Below are 20,762 nucleotides of genomic sequence, written 5' to 3' on the forward strand. Positions count from 1 at the left end.
AATTCGTTTCGTATCTAGTTTTCAAGGATTAACACCTTGAATTTATGGCTTGGAGAGATACCCAAGTGGCTATAAGGGGACCCTCTGCTAAGGGGTTAGACTGCGTAAGCGGTGCGAGGGTTCGAATCCCTCTCTCTCCGCCATTTGTACAAGCTGTAACTTAATATGGCGGTGTAGCTCAGCTGGCTAGAGCGTACGGTTCATACCCGTGAGGTCGGGGGTTCGATCCCCTCCGCCGCTACCATATTATCCTGGAGGCTTAGCTCAGCTGGGAGAGCATCTGCCTTACAAGCAGAGGGTCGGGGGTTCGAGCCCCTCAGCCTCCACCATCTATAAATCTTTCTTCTATTTACACCGTGCCGGTGTAGCTCAACTGGTAGAGCAACTGACTTGTAATCAGTAGGTTGGGGGTTCAAGTCCTCTCGCCGGCACCATTTTTTTTGCGGAGCCGTGGTGTAGAGGCCTAACATGCCTGCCTGTCACGCAGGAGACCGCGGGTTCGAATCCCGTCGGCTCCGCCATTTAAGTTTATTTTCACCACAAAGTGGGAAAGTGGACAACTTCACCACTTTATTTTTTTGACCAAATTGCATATGGCTCGGTAGCTCAGTCGGTAGAGCAGAGGACTGAAAATCCTCGTGTCGGCGGTTCGATTCCGTCCCGAGCCACTTCTATGTTATCCCAGGATCATTTATGATTTGCTCGGGCAACATAGGTATTATGGAGGCTTAGCGAAGTGGCCAAACGCAGCAGACTGTAAATCTGTTCTCTGACGAGTTCGGTGGTTCGAATCCATCAGCCTCCACCAGTTTTTTTATGAGCCATTAGCTCAGTTGGTAGAGCACCTGACTTTTAATCAGGGTGTCGAAGGTTCGAGTCCTTCATGGCTCATCTCTAGAAGTCGTTAACTTTACGGTTAACGGCTTTTTTTGTATTTTGACGACTCCGGCAGTAATGGCAAGATTTACGCTTCCGGTAAAGGGTATGATAAAATAAAAATATTTAACACTACAAAGGATCGAGGGAAAGTCAGCTCATGGATATCAAATTGCTGAAGCAGCAAGTGGAGAACATCGTGGATACGTCCTTGACGGAATCGAACTGGGAGCTTGAGGCATGGAACGAGCTGGTACGGCGATCCGGGGGAAATGAGTTTGGGCCGTTCCATCAGAATCAACGCTGGGTCTGGCTATTGAAGTATCAATCATCTTCCGTGCTTGCCTTTGAAGCGGGAGCAGAGACGATTACCGAAGCTGAAGCCAAGCTGATTCAAATGCTCTTGTCTTCGGTGCACCCTCCTGTCTCTCCATCGGGCTTGAAGCGTGATGAAGAAGCGCGAAGTTTACAGTTAGGGCAATGGCTGCAAGAGAGATTGGAGCAAGGGGAACTGGAACAGCAGATCCCGGAGAACATGCCAATCAAATCCAAGCTTCGAGGGAGGTTGCTACCTTTTTTGCTGAGTTGGGAGCACCAAGGCCAAGCCATATCGTTTACCCAACTGAGTAAACTGCTTAAGAGTTATTTTGGTGGTGCGATCATACTCATTCCACTCAAAGAGGATTGGCTGATACTGCTTGGAGAAGAACTCTTCACGAGTCTAAGAGAAGAAAGCGAAGAGGCTGCCGAGAAGGAAAGGGACATGCTGAGCGCGCTTTGCGAAGGGTTGTATGAGCTGATTACCAACGAATGGGTCGGTGGTTTGCATTTGTCGGTGGGAGATGTATTGATTACCGCTAATGAATTAACAACTGCTACCTTGACATTACGGCAAACCTTGGCCTTGGGTCGGATGTTTAATGTAACTAATCAGATTCATCTGCCATGGGAATTAAAGCTGGAGCGGTTAATTGCTAGCATACCTGAGGCTGAGCGACAAAAATTTATTGCAGAGAGCGGAGATCACAGCGGCCTTCTGCAGGAAGAAGAGACCTTCACTACCCTGGAGACCTTCTTCTCTCTGGATTGCAATGTGAGCGAAACGGCCAAGCGGCTCTATATTCACCGAAATACTTTGTTATACCGATTCGACAAGTTCAAGCAGGAGACGGGACTGGATGTCCGAACCTTTGCAGATGCCGTATTGGTCAAGCTGGAGCTATTATTGTACAAAGTGACGAAAAGGTCGTAATTTTTTTGTGCAGTTTGTGTATGGATGGGTTTTGCCCTATCGTTTAATATATAAATATAGAATGTATCCGATTACATGAAACATAAACACAACTAATTTAACGACTTGGGAGGAATAACAAATGGCAGGCGTACGCTTAGAACACATTTTTAAAAAATATCCGGGTGCGGATAAAGCAACTGTTGCTGACATTAACCTCGATATTGCTGATAAAGAATTTTTGGTACTGGTAGGTCCGTCCGGTTGCGGTAAATCAACAACGCTCCGTATGATCGCTGGTCTGGAAGAAATTACAGAAGGTAAATTGTACATTGGCGACCGTGTCGTGAATGACGTTGCTCCGAAAGACCGCGACATCGCGATGGTATTCCAATCCTACGCTTTGTATCCACATATGAATGTGTATCAAAACATGGCGTTTGGTTTGAAACTTCGTAAAGTAAAGAAAGAAGAAATCGACCAACGTGTTCGCGAAGCTGCAAGAATTTTGGACATCGAGCATTTGCTGGATCGTAAACCTAAAGCACTTTCCGGTGGTCAACGTCAACGGGTAGCCTTGGGCCGTGCTATTGTCCGTGATCCTCAAGTCTTCCTGATGGATGAACCTCTTTCTAACTTGGATGCTAAGCTGCGTGGTCAAATGCGCGCCGAAATCACGAAATTGGTAAAACGTCTGGAAACTACTTGCATCTACGTAACACATGACCAAATCGAAGCTATGACGATGGGTGACCGTATCGTGGTTATGCATGACGGTATCATTCAACAAGCTGCTTCTCCGGAAGAACTGTACAATCAACCAAGTAACATTTTCGTAGCAGGCTTTATCGGTTCCCCTACGATGAACTTCATTCATGGTACTTTGGCAGAAGAAGCAGGCACTGTTCGCCTGAAAGCTACTAACCTGGATGTTGTTGTGCCTCAAGGTAAGGCAGCAGTACTGAAAGATAAAGGCTACATTGGTAAAGAAGTAATTATGGGTGTTCGTCCTGAGGACATTCATGAAGAGCCTGTATTCCTGGAAGCTTCCCCGCAAACTACATTTGCAGCTAACGTGTACCTGACAGAAAACCTGGGTCACGAAATGCAATTGTACCTGAACGGTGCAGGTGGCGACGGCCTGATCGCACGTGTAGATGGACGTTCCAATACACGCGAAGGCGACAATGTTAAATTGGCGATCGATATGAACAAAATTCATATCTTCGACAAGGAAACAGAACGCAACGTATTCTACAATTAATTTTCTGAAACTTACGAAAACCGCCCTTCAGGGCGGTTTTTTTGCTTATATGGAACTAAAATATAGCTGAATTAGCTGACAACCACGGCATTCAGGCGGCGATGATTGATTTACGAGGCATTTTCCATTACGATGAATACATTGAACAATCCAGAAACAGGATGAATTTATGCCTTAGGGCAGCTTATATTTGCAACCGTAGACACAATCGGACGTTCTAGGTTCCGGAGAGTGGCGGTGGGAAGGAAGAACAGATGGCTACTAAAAAAGTAAAGGTATCGGAATTGGTCAATCAGTTCGGGCTTGAAGTGATTTCCGGAGAGCAAGGATTGAAACGGCCGATTACGGTGGATGATTTATACCGCCCTGGTCTGGAGATGGCGGGTTACTTTGAATATCATCCGCCAGAGCGCGTTCAGATTTTAGGGAAAACCGAAATGGCTTTCTTTGAAATGTTGCCGCCCCAAGAGCGCAAAGACCGTATGGAGCGCTTGTGTAGCAGTGAGGAAACGCCTTGTATCATTCTGACACGTTCCTGGGAGGTCCCAGATGAACTGGTGACTATCAGTGCAGAGAAGCAGATTCCTGTGTTACGCAGCAGCATGGCGACGACGATCTTATCAAGCCGAATCACTAGCTTCCTTGAACGGAAGCTTGCTCCTACGGCGACGATCCATGGTGTTCTGGTGGATGTATATGGTGTAGGTATGCTAATTACCGGCAGCAGTGGCATCGGGAAAAGTGAAACCGCATTAGAACTGGTCAAACGTGGACACCGTCTTGTTGCAGACGATGCGGTAGAAATTCGTCAGACCTCCGATAATCAATTACATGGTACAGCACCGGAGCTCATTCGGCATCTGTTGGAAATCCGCGGGGTCGGTATTATTAACGTAATGACCTTATTTGGTGCGGGAGCGATTCGTAACAATAAGCGAATTTCGTTGGTGGTGAGGTTAGAGGCATGGCAGCAAGAGAAGCAATATGACCGGTTAGGGCTGGATGAAGAGACGACACGGATCATTGATACTGACGTGCCATTAGCAACGATTCCGGTACGTCCAGGACGGAACCTAGCGGTTATTATTGAAGTGGCGGCCATGAATTTCCGTCTGAAACGCATGGGGTATAACGCAGCCTTGCAATTTACCACCAAGCTGACGGAGACGATTGCAGAAGATATCGACGATTTGGATTAGGAGCGTGAATAATGAGCACCTTGCTATTAGACCCGATTGCTTTTTCTATCGGGAGTATAAACGTGCATTGGTATGGTTTGATTCTGGGAAGTGCGGCTTTATTCGGACTTCTGTTGGCTGTTTGGGAGGGCAAGCGATTCCAGGTTCCCCAGGAGCTGTTTATGGACTTGCTGTTGCTGGGTGTACCTTCAGCCATTATTGGCGCACGTATTTACTACGTGGCTTTTATGTGGGACGAATACAAAAATAATTTCTGGGATGTTTTTAAAATTTGGAATGGTGGGATCGCGATCTATGGTGCTCTCATCGGAGCCATTATTTGTGCGGTTATTTTCTTTAAGCGCCGGGGTTATAACTTCTGGCGAATTGCCGATATTTGTGCACCATCCCTGATTGCAGGTCAAATGGTCGGGCGCTGGGGGAACTTCGTGAATCAGGAAGCGTATGGGGGTCCTATATCCGAATCCTTCCTGCGAGACAGTCTACACCTTCCGTCATTCATCGTGAATCAAATGAATGTGCAAGGGACCTTCCATCATCCGACGTTCTTATACGAATCGTTGTGGAACCTGGCGGGCTTGGCCTTGTTATTCTTGCTGCGCAGACAAAAATTCTTGCGTGCTGGCGAGCTCTTTGCTTCCTATTTCATTTGGTATTCCATCGGACGGTTCTATATTGAAGCATTGCGGACAGATAGCTTGGCCTTCCAAGGAGCTTCCTGGCTGGCCTCCTTCGTAGATGGCTTGTGGTCTCCAATGACCTGGTTTGGCTTCAAGCAGGGTTACCTGGCTCCATCTTACGGCAATGTCCGGATATCGCAATTGGTAGCTATCGGCTTAATCGTTGCTGCGATTGCGTTCATTATCATTCGTCGCCGTACGGTAACAGATCTGCCGTATTATAGCGACCCGATTGTATGTACAAAGGCAACTCCTGCTAGCGTGTTGCCTGCTACTTCAGAAGCTGGAGAAGCTACACCAGTGCAAGACACGGATGTAGATGCAAAGGTTACAGTAGACAACCTGGAAGAGGAAGATAAGAAGGAGTAACGACGACATGATCGACACGGTGTTATTTGATTTGGATGGTACTATTATCAACACTAATGAGCTGATTATTGCTACATTCTTGCAAGTCATCGACAAGCATGGACTCGGACCTTACACGCGGGAGCAAATCATTCCGCATATGGGCACCACGTTGGAGCACCAGTTGCGGACCTTCTCCGGACGGGAGGACGTGGCCTCATTAGTCGCCGACTACCGAACATATAACCGGGAACGGCACGATGAACTGATTGCCGAATTCCCTCATGTGAAGGAAGTGCTGGCGGAGCTTCATCGGCGTGGTGTCACGATGGGAATCGTCACCACAAAAATTAGGGAAACGACCATGCTGGCGCTTGAACGATTTGGTTTTCTTGGATATATGAAGACCATTGTTACGGTGGATGATGTCAGCCATCCCAAACCGCATCCGGAGCCGATTTTGACTGCCTTAAATGCACTACAGGCTGATCCTGCCAGAACGTTGATGGTTGGGGACAGTGCGGCAGATCTTCTATGCGCCAAAGCAGCAGGGGTGCAAGCTGCGGGCGTAGCCTGGTCTCTAAAGGGTGAGGCGGAGCTTCGCAAGTACAATCCCGATTATATTATCCAGGATATGACCGAGCTGTATGCCATTCTCGAAGGAGAGCCGGTGAAGCCGTGAGGAAGGTAAGGCGCTATCCGGTAGAAGGCCCTAATGCGTTATGGCAATTATACCGGACAGTTAGCCCGTGGAAGGGCGTCCGCAACTTCATATTCATTCAGATCGCCCGATATTGTCCTATTCTTTCGGTGAAGAATGCGATTTATCGCCGTATTCTGGGCGTAAAGGTTGGGGAGCATACGGCCTTTGGTCTTATGGTGATGCTGGATGTCTTTTTTCCCGAGTTGATCACGATTGGTCGAAATTCGGTTATTGGGTACAACACAACGATTTTGGCTCACGAATATCTGATCAAGGAGTATCGGCTGGGTGAAGTGAACATTGGTAATGAGGTTATGATCGGAGCCAATTGCACCATTTTGCCAGGTGTGACGATTGGGGACCATGCCGTAGTGGCTGCTGGATCGGTGGTACATAAGGATGTAGAGGCAGGCGCTTTTGTCGGCGGGAACCCGTTGCGGTCATTGGAACGCCGAAATCTGGAGAACGAATAGGATAAGCTGTCTTATGTCAACACGACATGGGGCAGCTTTTTGCATAAGCTCCTTTATTTTGCATAGACAACCCTCGGGGAGTGAATATAATTTAAGGTAGACGTCCCATACATAATTATGCGTTTCTTCTTAATTATGCCTAGGAGTTGATGATGTGAACAAAGTAGTCAAGGAGCGGTTACCGCAACTGGAGATTTTTCGGGCGCTGGCCATTTTCAGTGTCATTCAGGTTCATGCTTCTTCGTTCGCTGCTGCGGAACAGGCGCTCGACTCGCCTTTTTATTATGCGTATAACTGGATGAACATTTTCTTCAAGATCGGTACGCCGGGCTTCATATTCTTGAGCAGCTTTGTGTTGTTCTACAATTATTATGATCGGCCGATAAGTCGCAAGCTGGTGAGCAGATTCTATAAGAAACGCTTGACGTATATCATTTTGCCTTATGTGCTGGTCTCTTGCTGTTATTTTTTTCTGATTGCGATCCTCTATCACGGTTTTCTCCAAAACCCCACGCTCGCTGATTTAAAATCGCTGGGTACGGCTCTGCTTACAGGAACGGCCTATACTCATCTTTATTTCATCTTTATCAGCATCCAATTTTATGTGCTATTTCCCCTCTTCTTATGGTTATTCCAGTCTTTTCGTCAAAACAGGTGGCTGTTAAGCTTTATTTTCCCTGTAGGGCTTGCTTTGCAGTGGGGGTTCTTCTTCTGGAATCGATACAGCCTGCAACTGCCAAATAAGGCGAGCATTGCTCTAACGTACATGGCTTACTACATGCTGGGTGCGGTAGTGGCTATTTATTTCCCGATGATTAAAAGCTGTCTTACTGCAAAATGGAGTGAGATGTCAAAGCGGCAGCGAGTTGGTTCTACGGTATTATGGATCGCTTGGCTATTTGTGGCTTTTGCCCATGTTCAACTCTGGCTGATATATCGGAAGGGGATAGGGGTGCCAGGCTCGGTATGGTTTGAATTATTATGGAATATCCATTGCATGCTGTCAGCACTTGTTTTGCTGCAACTGGCTTTTTATATTTATCAAAAAGGTTCGGACACGTTGGTTGTATGGCTTACCAGGCTAGGAGAGTTGTCCTTTGGCATTTATTTGTTTCATCCGTTCGTCCTGTTGGTCTACCGGTGGTTCTTCAACAAGCAGGGACTACCTAGTGAATCGGCGGGGTATTTATTGTACATTATAGGGGGCTCCTTGCTGGCGTTCTTGGGTTCTTGGGTTTTCGTACAGCTTAGCTTCCGCTGGCTGCCCTTTGCTTCCTGGTTCCTGGGGAATATTCCAGCCTCATTACGGCGCAGAAGTGGCGGGAATCAGGAGGGCCAGTCCACCCCTTCCGTAGACACCCATAGTTAACAGAGGGAACGCTATCTCGGGCGTTGACGGTCTGAAAGCAAGTGTGATAAGATATGTCATAATCTTTAGTTTGTTAGACAATTAGCGCTTTAATGCGATAAATTAATTTAGAGATAACCTAGGGGTGAATTACTTGTCGAAACCAAAAGTATTTGAAAAACCGGCAGGCGTTCGCGACTATTTGCCGTTTGCCGTCGATAAGCTACGTGCCATTGAGCGTCGTGTGCTGGATTGCATGGCTGGGTGGGGTTACCGGCAAATTATGACGCCAACGATGGAATATTACGATACCGTTGGGGTGGCGAGTTCCACCTCGGATCAGAAATTATTCAAGCTACTGAACAACCGGGGGACGACCATGGTGCTACGCTCGGATATGACGGCACCCATTGCCCGTGTGGTTTCCTCCTTATTGAAGGAAGAGCCGCTTCCACTGCGATTATCCTATCACGCGAATGTGTTCCGGGCCATAGAGGAGGAAGCGGGCAAGGAAGCGGAATTTTTTCAAACCGGGGTTGAACTGGTGGGAGATGATTCCGCTGATGCGGATGCTGAGGTCATCGCCTTGGCTGTCGCTTCGTTGCAGGCGGCGGGCGTCAAGTCCTTCAAGATCGCTGTAGGCCATGTCGGGTTCCTTAACGGCTTGCTGGCTGAAGCGGTACCCGGACGTGACGACATTCGCCAGGCGCTGAAGGAAGGACTGCTCCATCGTGATTACGTCGGGTATCGGGAGATGCTGGCTGAGCTGTCCTTATCCCAACAACAGCATGAGGAGCTAGAAGGAATTCTCCGGCTGCGTGGAGGCAAGGAAGTGTGTGGTCAAGCTCTGGAGTTGAGCGCTGACCCGCTCGCCCAAGCATCGGTTAAGCATTTGAGTCAGGTATGGGATGCGCTGGAGGACTTCGGGGTAGCTGAGCATGTGATGATTGATTTGACGATGATTGGCGACTTCTCCTATTATACGGGCATGACCTTCGAGGGGTATGCATCCGAACTGGGCTTCCCGGTATGTAGCGGTGGGCGGTACGATAATCTGCTGCAACAATTCGGAAGACCTGCTCCGGCCACGGGATTTTCCCTGAAGACAAACCGGATTCTTGACGGCGTGCACGGCCTGGACAGTGAAGCGGAGCTGCCTGTGGTGCTGCAATATGATGTGGTGAATCGGAAACGTGCTTTTGCAGAAGCCGAGCGGCTTCGCCAGGAAGGAAAAAGTGTCTTGATGCGACATGCTGCAAGGCCAGCGGATTTGCTGTCGTCAGGACAAAGCGGGGAACGGCGGCCGGGACCGCTGGGACCCTTGTATGGAGACATTCTGACCTTTGTGAGCTTCTAGAGCAGGAGGTCCAGTCTCTCAGTCTGAAAGGAGGACCATCTATTGGGCCAGATCATAAAAGTAGCCATGCCCAAAGGGCGTATTTATAAAAAAGCATCGGTCTTGTTTCGCGAAGCGGGTATTCTCATTCCAGGGGATGTGGATGATTCGCGCAAGCTGGTTATTCCACTGCCAGAAATCGGTATGGAGTTCATTCTGGCCAAGCCGGTGGACGTACCGACCTATGTTGAATACGGGGTAGCTGACATCGGGATTGTGGGCAAGGATGTATTAATGGAAGAGGAACGGGATGTATATGAGTTGCTTGATCTCGGAATAGCCCGTTGCCGGATGTCTGTCATTGCACTGCCGGATTGGAAGCCGGGTATTCAGCAGCGGGTGGCGACCAAGTATCCAAATGTGGCTTCAAGATTCTTCCGTGAGCAAGGACAGCAGGTGGAAGTGATCAAGCTGAACGGTTCCATCGAGCTGGCACCCCTGATTGGTCTTGCGGATCGGATTGTCGATATGGTAGAAACCGGGCAAACGTTAAAAGAGAATGGACTGGTTGAGCGGGAACAGCTCTTTGAAATTACCAGCCGCTTAATTGCGAATCGGGTAAGCTACCGGATGAAGAATGCAGAGATCCAGGCGGTATGTGATGCCCTAAGCAAAGTGATTCAGCGGGATCAGGACAGGGGGAACGCGGGATGAAGCTGGTATCGGCAGAGGAGTTTGATTTGCGGCGGGAAGTGGAATACGGCTCGCCGGAGCAAAATGAGACGGTAAAAGCCATTGTAAAGGCAGTCAAGCAGGAAGGAGATGCGGCACTCCTTCGTTATACGAAGCAGTTTGACAAGGTAGCGCTGGAGGCCTCGCAGCTACGCGTCATGCCGGACGAACTGGAAGCGGCTTACGCCAAGGTTGAAGCTTCCTTTGTCACGGCTATTCGGGCGGCGGCCGATCATATCCGGCAATTCCATGCCCGGCAGAAGCGCAACTCCTGGATGGACCTGCAAGCTGATGGCAGTCTGCTCGGCCAGATCATCCGCCCGCTGAAGCGGGTTGGTGTCTATGTTCCCGGCGGTAAAGCGGCCTATCCATCCTCCGTTCTGATGAATGTCATCCCCGCACAGGTAGCGGGCGTACCAGAGATTGTGATGGTGACGCCGCCAGCTACGGGCGGCAAGGAAGGGATCGACCCGTATATTCTCGTAGCCGCCGCCGAGGCGGGCGTACATGAGATCTACCGGGTCGGCGGGGCGCAAGCGGTGGCGGCACTCGCTTACGGCACCGACACGATTGCCCCGGTCGATAAAATCTGCGGACCGGGCAACATTTACGTCGCGCTAGCCAAGCGCGAGGTGTACGGCGTCGTCGATATCGACAGTATCGCCGGACCGAGTGAGATCGCCGTCCTGGCCGACGATACAGCCGATGCCGCCTATGTGGCGGCGGATTTGCTGTCGCAGGCGGAGCATGACGAGATGGCTTCGGCAATTCTCGTGACCCCGTCCGAGACGTTCGCCAAGGCTTGTCAGGCCGAGGTGGAGCGCCAGTTGGCCGAATTGCCGCGCAAGGAGATTGCAGGCGCGTCAATAGAACAGTATGGCGCTATCCTGCTGGTCGATTCGATTGAGGCGGGTATCGATGTGATCAATAAGCTGGCGCCAGAGCATTTTGAACTGATCGTGGACAATCCCATGGAGTATCTGGGGTTGGTCGAGAATGCCGGGGCAATCTTCCTGGGGCCCTACAGCTCTGAACCGGTGGGCGACTATTTTGCCGGTCCAAATCACATCATTCCAACCAATGGTACGGCTAGATTCTCATCGCCGGTGGATGTTGATGATTTTATCAAAAAGTCCAGTGTGATTTATTATAGTAAGGAAGCGTTGCTGGAGAACGGGGCTACCATTATGGAGCTGGCCCGGCGGGAAGGGCTGGAGGGCCACGCTCGCGCCATTGAAGTACGGCTGCGTCAAGAAGGAAAGGCAGGGGGATTACAATGACAACAAATAATGAAAAGGTAATCGTAAGGGAATCCAGTGTTAGCCGGACTACCCATGAGACGGATATCAAACTTAGCTTTGCTGTGGATGGGGCTGGCGAGGCTAAGTTGGAGACGGACGTGCCTTTCCTAAATCATATGCTGGATTTGTTCACCAAGCACGGACAATTCAACCTGGCGGTGGAAGCGCGGGGAGATATTGAGATTGATGACCATCACACGGTAGAGGATATCGGGATTTGTCTGGGACAAGTAATCCGGGAAGCGCTGGGTGACAAGAAGGGAATCAAGCGGTATGCCAGTGTGTTTATTCCTATGGATGAGGCCTTGGCCCAAGTGGTGATCGATATCAGCAACAGACCTCACTTTGAGTATCGGGCAGAGTATCCATCGGACCGCGTAGGCAGCTTCGATGTGCAACTCGTGCAGGAGTTCCTATGGAAGCTGGCACTTGAGGCGCGGATTACGCTGCATGTGATTGTGCATTACGGACAGAATACGCATCACATGATCGAAGCGGTCTTCAAGGCCCTCGGACGGGCGCTGGATGAGGCAACGACCATCGATCCGCGCGTCAGCGGGGTGCCGTCGACGAAGGGAGTGCTATAGCCCATGAAAATCGCCATCGTCGATTATGGCATGGGTAACCTGCACAGCGTAGGCAAAGCCGTGGAGCGCCTTGGCTATGAGGGCTTCGTCACGGGAGACGAAGCCCAGATTCTTGCGGCGGACGGCGTGATTCTGCCGGGCGTTGGGGCCTTTGGCGATGCGATGGAGCATCTGCGAGCCACCGGGCTGGACCGCGTGGTGCGGTCGGTGGCCGCCAGCGGCACGCCGCTGCTCGGCATCTGCCTCGGGATGCAGCTACTCTTCGCGGAGAGCGAAGAGTATGGGCGCAACGAGGGGCTGGGCCTGCTGCCGGGCAAGGCGGTCCGGTTTGCCGGCACCGAAGGGTACAAGGTGCCGCATATGGGCTGGAACCGGCTGGAGTTTCGCCAGCCGGAGAGCCCGCTGCTCCAGGGCCTGGAGGAAGGACATGTGTACTTCGTCCACTCCTTCCATGTGCTGCCAGAGCAGCCGGAGGATTTGCTGGCCGTGACAGACTACGGCCACCCGGTTACGGCCATTGTGGGCCGTGCCAACGTGCTGGGCATGCAGTTCCACCCCGAGAAGAGTGGAGCGCTGGGAATGGCGTTGCTGCGCAACTTCCTGGCCTCGGTGGAACGACAAGAAGGCTGAGTCTAACGTACGTTGCGGCACGGTGCAGCCACGTTCATGACAGCTTGGTTGGCGGCAGGCGGGATGTGCTTGTCCAGGGTGAGGTTGAACCCGGGCTGCATGCCGCATGCGCGCAAACCAAGCTGTACACGTCTATTATGAGAGCATAGATACAGGAGGGAATCACGATGTCATCATTTATCATATACCCGGCTATCGATATTCGCGGAGGCCAGTGTGTCAGATTGGTTCAAGGCGATTATGACCGTGAGACGGTATATAATGCCGATCCGCTAGAGGTGGCACGTTCCTGGGAAGCCCAGGGCGGTTCGTTTATTCACTTGGTAGATTTGGATGGGGCTAAGGCCGGCCATCCGGTAAATGACGAATTGATCGGGCGCATTGCCAGCAGTGTTCAGGTTCCGGTACAAGTCGGCGGCGGACTTCGGACGGTGGAGGATGTGCGCCATCTGCTGTCGCTTGGTGTTAGCCGGGTGATCATCGGTACGGCAGCCATTGAGGATCGGGCCTTCACCGAGGCGGTGTTGGGCGAGTACGGGGACCAGGTAGCTATTGGGATCGACGCGAGAAATGGACGGGTGGCTACGCGCGGCTGGCTAGAAACGTCCGAGGTACAGGCGGAGGTATTGGCCAAGGAGCTGGCGGCGAAGGGAGCCGAGACATTTATCTTCACGGATATTTCCAGGGATGGCATGATGCAGGGGCCTAATGTCGAGGCAATCCGTTCACTAGCCAAAGCGTCGGGGAAAACGGTCATTGCTTCCGGCGGTGTTACGGTTCAGGATGATTTGCTGCGGTTAGCGGAATATGCTGATCAAGGTATCGGTGGCGCGATTGTGGGCAAAGCACTGTATACGGGCAATATTCAACTGGCTGAGGCCATCAAGGCCGTCCAAGCCCGGAGCTAAAGTCTCACTTATGCAGGTTGTGGATCATTGTGCGGGAATATGGTTCTTGCTGAGGTTTTTTGGTAAAGGGAAAAGTTTTGAACTGATTATAGAAAGGAAGTTGAACCAGATGCTCGCAAAGCGAATCATTCCCTGTCTGGATGTGAAGGATGGCCGAGTCGTTAAAGGGGTTAACTTCGTCAATCTGCGCGACGCGGGGGACCCGGTGGAGTTAGCAGCCCTATATGACCGCGAAGGTGCGGACGAGCTTGTATTTCTTGATATCTCTGCCTCGCATGAAGGGCGGGCGACGATGGTGGAAGTGGTCAAGCAAACGGCCGGGGAGATCGCTATTCCTTTTACTGTAGGTGGCGGGATTTCTCAGGTTGAGGATATGAAGCGCCTGCTGCGGGCCGGTGCGGACAAGATTGGGATTAATACGGCGGCGGTGCTAAATCCGGAGCTTATTGCGGATGGGTCACGCCGCTTCGGCGCTCAGTGTATCGTGGTGGCGGTGGATGCCAAGTATAATGCGGAGTGGGAAGAATGGGAAGTGTACACCCACGGTGGACGCAAACCGACAGGCATTCGCGCGCTAAATTGGGTGCGGGAGGTAGAGAAACGGGGAGCAGGCGAGATTCTGCTCACCAGCATGGATGCGGATGGCACCAAGGATGGTTTTGACTTGCCGCTTACGAGCGCTGTTAGCCAGGCTGTCGGCATTCCGGTGATCGCTTCGGGCGGAGCCGGGAAGATGGAGGATTTCTACGAGGTATTTACGGAAGGCCGGGCCGATGCGGCGCTGGCGGCGACGATTTTTCATTATAAAGAGATGGCGATACCGGACTTGAAAAAAGACCTGAAGGTCAAAGGGGTGGAGATACGATGAGCGTAGCGGGTGAACAACCGTTGCAGTTGCTGGTGTCTGTAGAGGAATTGAATGGGGCAATTAAGTGGGATGCGGACGGATTAGTTCCGGCTGTGGTACAGGATGCAGATAGCAAGGAAGTGCTGATGATGGCCTATATGAACCAGGAATCGCTGCGCAAGTCCGTAGAGACCGGATTCACCTGGTTCTGGAGCCGTTCACGTAGTGAGCTTTGGAACAAAGGGGCGACCTCTGGCAACACACAGCGAATTACGGCGCTGCACTACGATTGCGATGGAGATACACTATTGGTAGAGGCTAAGTCGGCGGGGCCTGCCTGTCACACCGGTGAGCGTACCTGCTTCTACCGTACGGCGGCTGTTGCCGACGATACTGTATTGCAAGCTGCTGAAGGAAGCACGATGGCGCGGTTCAAGGTGCTGGCCGAACTGGAGCAGCTAATCGCCGAGCGTGACGCTGAGCGTCCGGAAGGTGCGTATACAACGTATTTGTTCGAGAAGGGCATCGACAAGATTCTCAAGAAGGTGGGCGAGGAGACGGCTGAATCGATCATCGCTGCCAAAAATGGGGATAATGACGAGCTTCGTTACGAGGTTAGCGATCTGATTTACCATCTGCTGGTGCTGCTGCGCGAACGCAAGCTGCCGCTGGACGAGGTTATGCAAGAGCTGGAGCGGCGTCATGAACGGCCGCGCCGGGATTAAGGGGGCGCCTGTCTCATGTTGATCGACTATCATACACATCATGAACGGTGTGGGCACGCTGTTGGCAAGCTGGAGGAATATATTCAGCAAGGTATAGCGATCGGCTTGTCCCACATCGGGGTATCCGATCATATGCCGCTCTTGCATGTGGACCCGGCGACCTATTATTCCGAGGTGGCGATGCCCATGGAGGAATTGCCACGTTACGTGGAGGAAGCCTTCGCATTGAAGGAGAAATACCGGGGGCAGATTGATGTCAGAGTGGGCCTGGAAGGTGACTATGTTGAGGGCTGGGAAGAGGACATTAGCAAGCTGATCCAAATGTATCCATGGGACTATGTGATTGGTTCCGTTCATTTTCTCGGAGAATGGGATGTGACGGATTATCGGCAAGTACACCATTGGGAGGGGCAGGACGCACTCGCGATCTATCGTCGCTACTATGAGGCGGTAGCCAAGGCAGCGGCCACGGGCTTCTACGATATCATGGGTCATTTGGACGCGATAAAAAGATTCAAGCATAAGCCTGGCGCTGAGTCGGAGCAAGCTGTGATAGAACTGGAGCGTACGGCGTTGAACGCGGTGGCTAAAGCAGGTGTTGCTATGGAATTGAACGCCTCGGGATTGTCCAAGCCTTGTGCGGAAATGTTCCCTAGCCAGCGGATCTTGCAAGGGGCCATTGAACTGGGGATTCCACTGACGTTAGGGTCAGATGCTCATGATCCTCAGAAGCTGGGAGAGCATCTGGATACGGCAAGGACACTGCTGTACCGCTTAGGCGTAAGGGAGGTTGCCACCTTCGAGGGAAGACGGAGAACCATGATTGCCCTGGACTGCGACTGAGGGCGGAGTGAACTCTGGGCTTACTGCGCTGGACGCTGCTTGAAAATGGATGTACGATAAAGACGAGAATGTGTTACACGAGGTTGAGCTCGCACTATAATTCGATCTATTCGAGGAGTGAAACAGGTGGGGTCCAAGATGCGTATTTTTTCCGGTTCGTCCAACCCAAGGCTGGTATCTGATATTTGTGAACGCCTAGGCGTGGAGCCCGGAAAGGTTAAGCTATCGCGCTTCAAGAGCGGCGAGATTTATGTCCACTATGAGGAGAGCATCCGTAATTCCGACGTGTTTCTGGTGCAGTCGTTAGCACATCCGATTAATGAATTATTTGTCGAGCTGTTGGTCATGATTGATGCGGCGAAGCGGGCTTCCGCTCGGACAGTGAACATCATTATGCCTTATTACGGTTACGCCCGGCAGGAGCGCAAGTCCGCACCTCGGGAGCCGATCTCGGCAAAGATGCTGGCTGATGTGCTGACTACGGCGGGAGCCAGCCGAGTGGTGACGATCGATTTGCATGCCCCGGCAATCCAAGGCTTCTTCAATATTCCAGTGGATCATTTAACAGCGCTGGATTTGATGACCGATTACCTGAAGGCGCAAAATATCCCGAACCCTGTCATTGTCTCACCCGATGCCGGACGAGCCTCTATGGCGGAGAAGCTGGCTAACGGGCTGGATTCGCCGTTTGCGATTATGATTAAGAAGCGGCCCTCTCACAATGAATCGGTCATTACACACGTTATTGGTGATGTTACCGGGCATACCCCAATCATTATTGAGGACTTGATCGATACCGGAACGACCATCGTAAATGTGGTGGAAGGCTTGAAGGAGCGCGGGGCTACGGATGCTTATGTGTGTGCTACTCACGGGCTGTTCTCCGGGGAGGCGCTGGAGAAGCTACAGCATCCGAACATCCGGCAGGTCGTGGTCACAGACTCAATTGCCCAGCCAGAACTGCATTCCGCTCATATTCAGGTGCTCTCTGTCGCCCCGATGCTGGCCCGAGCGACCCAATTCATTATGGAGGGCGGGTCAATCGCAGCTTTGTTTAAGGACCGGGGAATTTAACTCTCCTGTGCGCTTATATTTCAAAATCAGTTGGAGGGCGTCCTTCAACTGATCAGGCTAGCCAGATGTCTGGCTGGCCTTTTTTAATTAACTCTTCTTTGGCGGTTGTCCCTTCCGCTTGACCTGAGCCTTCTCCATATTCTCCTCGGCGCGAAAACGCACGATTCGGCGGATTAAGTCCAAGGGGAGAGGCTCTTCGATCGGAAACTGTATCGATCCTTTGGCATGCTTGTAGCCAGTTAATTCGTCCTGGAATTTCTCGATACCACTAGGGGCGGGGTAGAAGCCGATATGCTTCTTATCGGCAGCGAAGTGCACCAGGTTGGTGCCAGCAAGGGCGAAGGTAGGCATTTGATAGCTAATTTTTTCAGTAGCTTCGGGAGCAGCCGCGCGAATAGCAAGGCGAATTTCCTGCAATTTCTCCTGAATATGTGGCGGCCATAGGGCCATGTAATCTTCTATGGTGGACAATGACGGCGTATTTTCTTTCATAGGCGTACCTCCTTCCCCTTATTTTCCCCTCTTATTATGACTAAACAAAGATATAACCAAAGCAGTGACTAATCCGAGTACGATGCCGGTAATTACAACATTTTCCCATAAAATAGTCATAACGGAAATAAGTTTCTCCTCTCGTATAAGTTCTATAAACCCCCATACAGTCCTGTTTATATTCGCTTGGGCTGATTTATTTTCCTTCCTCTTCCGTAAAGTCCGCTATTTTCCGACAGGATTCCTCGTGGGAGGACAGCTTATACTATGGTATACTTTGGGGTGATGGAAGATTAAGTACGCTATAAAGGGGAGGTGCCTTGCTTGAAGGGAAACAAGCGACCGGCCGGAAAAAAACGGGGGAAAGTGCTGCCGATCTCGATGGATGCGGGATTTTTCTTCGAGAGAGCCGTTTTCTCATTGGATCGCTATCGCTATGACAAGGCATTGAAGTATTTTCGTAAAGCTGTAGAATATGAGCCGGGTAATCCGGTGAATCACTGCAATATGGCAGGCATCTTGTCCGAAATGGGAGATTACGAGGGCTCCAATGCTGTGCTGAAGACGGTTCTGGAGGAGATAGACCCGGGGATGACGGAGTGCTATTTCTATATGGCTAATAACTATGCGAATCTGGATTTGTTTGAAGCGGCGGAGGAAGCACTAGTCACTTATTTGGAGCAGGATGAGAGCGGTCAATTCCTGGACGAAGCCGAAGAGATGATCGATCTGCTGCAAGTGGAGTTGGATCGGCCGGCTAGAATCCGGGGCATCAAATCCCGGCAAGGGGTATATGAGCATGATCAAGCGCGTTCCTTGCTAGAGGATGGCAAGTTCACACAAGCGGTGAGTTTGCTAGAACAGTTGGTGCAGCAGCGGCCTGATTTCCTGGCGGCACGCAACAACCTGGCCTTGGGTTACTATTATCTCGGCCTGTTCCGCAAGGCACTGGATACCGTGGAGGAAGTGCTGACCCAGGACGGAGGCAACCTGCATGGCTTGTGCAACCTGGCTATATTCTATCAGCATGCCGGAGAGAGCGAGGCTTTGGAAGAGCTTACGAATCAGCTCTCTAGTATTGTTCCATTCCACGAAGAACATGTATTTAAGCTGGCGACGACAATGGGGATTTTGGGCCGTCATGAGGAGGCGTTTCACCACTTCGACCGTTTGCTCAAGAGCCCTAATATTCCCAAGGATGCATGCCTTTTTCATTATGCAGCGGTGGCTGCTTACCATACAGGTCGTTCCAGGCAAGCGCGCAAGCTTTGGAGCAAGGCCAGAGGGCTTGACCCCCAGGCAGGAGTGGCTGATTTCTATTTAAATCGCCTTACTGCCGAGCGAGAGGGAAGTCCGGTGGATTCGCTGCCGGTCAATTACCAGTACCTGTTGCCTTTCGAGGAGCAGTTCAAGCGTTGGGAGCTGGAAGATGAGGGTTTACCTTCGGAGGTGAAGGATAATCCGCTGATTCGCTCTTCCTTCTTCTGGGCGTTGCGTCACGGCGATGCTCGCACCAAGTTGCAGGTTATTCAGGCACTGGGCCTGATTGCTGATCAGGAGGTTGAGGAAGCGTTACAAGCTTTCTTACTGGAGCCCGACGAAGATGCTTATTTGAAAGAGATGGCTTTGTTTGTGCTGCGCAGTCTCGGCGTCAGCAAGCCGTTACCTGTCCGCTCGGGGAGTACGACGCGAATGGTCGACCCTAGTCGGGCTTCTACAGAGCTGCCGGTGTGGCGGAGCGAGTGGCAAGCCGTGGTAGATTTGGCTATAGAGCATATGAAACGAAGCTTTGACCTCCAACAACAGCACGATATGGAGACATTGTGGGTCGATTTTATTACCCGGTTATATCCCGAGGCGCCTGCTATTACCCATTCGGAGGGCTGGGCGGCTGCGTTGGAATACTTGACGGCCAAGATGCACGGGCGCTATGTCACTTATGAGCAGGTAGCTAAGCAATATAATATATCTGCTTCGACAGCCAGCCGTTATGTGCGCCGAGTCGATGAAGTATGCGGGGTGAAGGAGAAGATAGAGGCCATTTTTCCATCGGTTCAGTAGATAGCTGAGGGTAAAGCTGTTCCAACTTGGGGAAAACTTGATAGGTAGTGTCATGTAGGACCTGTGAGAGACTATCCTGAGGAGGTAGGGAAGATGCATCAGACTGTGGTTATAGGTACCGGTCCTGCCGGACTGACGGCAGCGATTTATTTGGCGAGAGCGAATCTTAACCCCCTTGTCATTGAGGGGCTGGAGCCGGGAGGACAACTCACCACAACAACGGAGGTTGAGAATTTTCCTGGATTCCCGGAGGGCATTCAAGGGCCAGAGCTTATGGACCATATGCGTAAACAAGCGCAGCGGTTTGGCGCTGAATTTGTTGCAAGCTGGGTGGAGAGTGTGGACTTCTCTGGACAACCCTTTCAGGTGAAGCTGGAAGGGGGCAAGACGCTGGAGGCCTCATCCGTCATCATCTCTACGGGAGCTTCGGCCAAGTATTTAGGAATTCCTGGCGAACAAGAAAATGTAGGCCGGGGTGTCAGTACCTGTGCGACTTGCGATGGCTTCTTTTTCCGTGGCAAGAAGCTGCTGGTTATCGGGGGCGGCGATTCTGCGATGGAGGAAGCGAACTTCTTGACGCGGTTTGCTTCTGAGGTGAAGGTGGTGCATCGACGCGAAGAACTGCGGGCATCCAAGATTATGCAGGAACGGGCACGGGCCAATGAAAAAATCGCCTGGGCGTTGAACCGTGCGCCGCTGGAAGTAGTTACGGCCGAGGGGATGGTCAAGGGGTTGAAGGTTCGTCATAACGAGAGCGGCCAGGAGGAATTGCTGGAGGCAGATGGCATATTCGTAGCTATCGGGCATACGCCGAACACGAAGTTCCTGAACGGGGCCGTCGAGACGGACGGGTTAGGCTATATCGTCGTGAAGCCGGGAACGACGGAGACGAACGTACCGGGGGTATTTGCCTGCGGCGACGTGCAGGATACCCGTTATCGGCAGGCCATCACCGCAGCGGGGTCAGGCTGTATGGCGGCAATGGATTGTGAGAAGTTCCTGGAGGGCAGCATGGTCCATGATTGGAGTGGACTGGCAGGTCCTGAGGCATAGAAAGTTATGAAAAAGGATGCTGGCGACATGTGAATGTGCGCTAGGCATCCT

Annotated in this window: 20 protein-coding genes and 8 tRNA genes; 27 read left to right on the forward strand and 1 reads right to left on the reverse strand. The window is 51.5% G+C overall.

From position 1 onward, the window contains the following. Positions 1 to 51 precede the first annotated feature (51 nt). From AC1VOR_RS13995 to AC1VOR_RS14115, 25 genes are all read left to right on the forward strand, one after another. Positions 52 to 143: transfer RNA gene (locus AC1VOR_RS13995), tRNA-Ser, on the forward strand. 24 nt (positions 144 to 167) lie between these two features. Continuing rightward, positions 168 to 244: transfer RNA gene (locus AC1VOR_RS14000), tRNA-Met, on the forward strand. A 9-nt stretch (positions 245 to 253) separates the two neighbouring features. Next, positions 254 to 329 (forward strand) — tRNA-Val (locus AC1VOR_RS14005). A 29-nt stretch (positions 330 to 358) separates the two neighbouring features. After that, positions 359 to 434, forward strand: a tRNA-Thr gene (locus tag AC1VOR_RS14010). Positions 435 to 444: 10 nt separating this feature from the next. Then, a tRNA-Asp gene (locus tag AC1VOR_RS14015) sits at positions 445 to 521 on the forward strand. A gap of 74 nt (positions 522 to 595) precedes the next feature. Next, positions 596 to 668 (forward strand) — tRNA-Phe (locus AC1VOR_RS14020). A gap of 54 nt (positions 669 to 722) precedes the next feature. Beyond that, positions 723 to 808, forward strand: a tRNA-Tyr gene (locus AC1VOR_RS14025). A gap of 10 nt (positions 809 to 818) precedes the next feature. Continuing rightward, positions 819 to 891 (forward strand) — tRNA-Lys (locus AC1VOR_RS14030). 145 nt (positions 892 to 1,036) lie between these two features. Then, the gene (locus tag AC1VOR_RS14035) at positions 1,037 to 2,128 is read left to right on the forward strand and encodes a PucR family transcriptional regulator (RefSeq protein WP_482618576.1); all 1,092 of its coding nucleotides are present in this window, start codon (positions 1,037 to 1,039) and stop codon (positions 2,126 to 2,128) included. 121 nt (positions 2,129 to 2,249) lie between these two features. Further along, positions 2,250 to 3,371 carry an ABC transporter ATP-binding protein gene (locus AC1VOR_RS14040; protein ID WP_482618577.1) on the forward strand — a complete coding sequence of 374 codons (1,122 nt, stop codon included), beginning with the start codon at positions 2,250 to 2,252 and terminating at the stop codon, positions 3,369 to 3,371. A 254-nt stretch (positions 3,372 to 3,625) separates the two neighbouring features. After that, the gene (gene hprK / locus AC1VOR_RS14045) at positions 3,626 to 4,570 is read left to right on the forward strand and encodes an HPr(Ser) kinase/phosphatase (RefSeq protein ID WP_482618578.1); all 945 of its coding nucleotides are present in this window, start codon (positions 3,626 to 3,628) and stop codon (positions 4,568 to 4,570) included. Between the two features lie 11 nt (positions 4,571 to 4,581). Beyond that, positions 4,582 to 5,619 carry a prolipoprotein diacylglyceryl transferase gene (lgt, locus tag AC1VOR_RS14050; protein WP_482618579.1) on the forward strand — a complete coding sequence of 346 codons (1,038 nt, stop codon included), beginning with the start codon at positions 4,582 to 4,584 and terminating at the stop codon, positions 5,617 to 5,619. A gap of 7 nt (positions 5,620 to 5,626) precedes the next feature. Beyond that, a complete protein-coding gene (ppaX, locus tag AC1VOR_RS14055; RefSeq protein ID WP_482618580.1) occupies positions 5,627 to 6,280 on the forward strand; it encodes a pyrophosphatase PpaX in 654 nt (217 codons plus the stop codon). Further along, on the forward strand, positions 6,277 to 6,774 hold the full coding sequence (locus AC1VOR_RS14060) for an acyltransferase (RefSeq protein WP_482618581.1): 498 nt from the start codon (positions 6,277 to 6,279) through the stop codon (positions 6,772 to 6,774). The genes ppaX and AC1VOR_RS14060 overlap by 4 nt, the downstream gene beginning before the upstream one ends. 154 nt (positions 6,775 to 6,928) lie before the next feature. Then, the gene (locus AC1VOR_RS14065; protein WP_482618582.1) at positions 6,929 to 8,143 is read left to right on the forward strand and encodes an acyltransferase; all 1,215 of its coding nucleotides are present in this window, start codon (positions 6,929 to 6,931) and stop codon (positions 8,141 to 8,143) included. Positions 8,144 to 8,276: 133 nt separating this feature from the next. Continuing rightward, positions 8,277 to 9,479 (forward strand): ATP phosphoribosyltransferase regulatory subunit, encoded by a 1,203-nt coding sequence (locus tag AC1VOR_RS14070; protein ID WP_482618583.1) that lies wholly within the window; start codon positions 8,277 to 8,279, stop codon positions 9,477 to 9,479. A 42-nt stretch (positions 9,480 to 9,521) separates the two neighbouring features. Next, a complete protein-coding gene (hisG, locus tag AC1VOR_RS14075; protein ID WP_482618584.1) occupies positions 9,522 to 10,172 on the forward strand; it encodes an ATP phosphoribosyltransferase in 651 nt (216 codons plus the stop codon). Further along, positions 10,169 to 11,470, forward strand: coding sequence for a histidinol dehydrogenase (gene hisD, locus AC1VOR_RS14080; RefSeq protein WP_482618585.1), 1,302 nt, complete (start codon positions 10,169 to 10,171; stop codon positions 11,468 to 11,470). Before hisG ends, hisD begins: the two co-directional genes overlap by 4 nt. Further along, positions 11,467 to 12,078, forward strand: a complete 612-nt coding sequence (gene hisB, locus AC1VOR_RS14085; RefSeq protein WP_482618586.1) for an imidazoleglycerol-phosphate dehydratase HisB — start codon at positions 11,467 to 11,469, stop codon at positions 12,076 to 12,078. Before hisD ends, hisB begins: the two co-directional genes overlap by 4 nt. Positions 12,079 to 12,081: 3 nt before the next feature. Beyond that, positions 12,082 to 12,708, forward strand: a complete 627-nt coding sequence (hisH, locus tag AC1VOR_RS14090) for an imidazole glycerol phosphate synthase subunit HisH (RefSeq protein ID WP_482618587.1) — start codon at positions 12,082 to 12,084, stop codon at positions 12,706 to 12,708. Positions 12,709 to 12,875: 167 nt separating this feature from the next. Next, a complete protein-coding gene (gene hisA, locus AC1VOR_RS14095; RefSeq protein ID WP_482618588.1) occupies positions 12,876 to 13,616 on the forward strand; it encodes a 1-(5-phosphoribosyl)-5-[(5-phosphoribosylamino)methylideneamino]imidazole-4-carboxamide isomerase in 741 nt (246 codons plus the stop codon). 109 nt (positions 13,617 to 13,725) lie between these two features. After that, positions 13,726 to 14,484 (forward strand): imidazole glycerol phosphate synthase subunit HisF, encoded by a 759-nt coding sequence (gene hisF / locus AC1VOR_RS14100; RefSeq protein ID WP_482618589.1) that lies wholly within the window; start codon positions 13,726 to 13,728, stop codon positions 14,482 to 14,484. Then, the gene (hisIE, locus tag AC1VOR_RS14105) at positions 14,481 to 15,188 is read left to right on the forward strand and encodes a bifunctional phosphoribosyl-AMP cyclohydrolase/phosphoribosyl-ATP diphosphatase HisIE (RefSeq protein ID WP_482618590.1); all 708 of its coding nucleotides are present in this window, start codon (positions 14,481 to 14,483) and stop codon (positions 15,186 to 15,188) included. The genes hisF and hisIE overlap by 4 nt, the downstream gene beginning before the upstream one ends. Before the next feature lie 15 nt (positions 15,189 to 15,203). Next, entirely contained in the window at positions 15,204 to 16,031 is an 828-nt protein-coding gene (hisJ, locus tag AC1VOR_RS14110) for a histidinol-phosphatase HisJ (protein WP_482618591.1), read from the forward strand. Between the two features lie 138 nt (positions 16,032 to 16,169). Beyond that, positions 16,170 to 17,105 (forward strand): ribose-phosphate diphosphokinase, encoded by a 936-nt coding sequence (locus AC1VOR_RS14115; RefSeq protein ID WP_482618890.1) that lies wholly within the window; start codon positions 16,170 to 16,172, stop codon positions 17,103 to 17,105. 87 nt (positions 17,106 to 17,192) lie between these two features. Here AC1VOR_RS14115 and AC1VOR_RS14120 read toward each other — a convergent pair whose 3' ends face one another. After that, positions 17,193 to 17,597, reverse strand: coding sequence for an iron chaperone (locus AC1VOR_RS14120; protein ID WP_482618592.1), 405 nt, complete (start codon positions 17,595 to 17,597; stop codon positions 17,193 to 17,195). 324 nt (positions 17,598 to 17,921) lie between these two features. On the opposite strand from AC1VOR_RS14120, the gene AC1VOR_RS14125 reads away from it, so the two are divergent. Then, the gene (locus AC1VOR_RS14125) at positions 17,922 to 19,658 is read left to right on the forward strand and encodes a tetratricopeptide repeat protein (protein ID WP_482618593.1); all 1,737 of its coding nucleotides are present in this window, start codon (positions 17,922 to 17,924) and stop codon (positions 19,656 to 19,658) included. Between the two features lie 93 nt (positions 19,659 to 19,751). Continuing rightward, positions 19,752 to 20,711, forward strand: a complete 960-nt coding sequence (gene trxB / locus AC1VOR_RS14130; RefSeq protein ID WP_482618594.1) for a thioredoxin-disulfide reductase — start codon at positions 19,752 to 19,754, stop codon at positions 20,709 to 20,711. Positions 20,712 to 20,762: the final 51 nt, after the last annotated feature.

Source organism: Paenibacillus sp. 1SOY10, assembly GCF_056836745.1.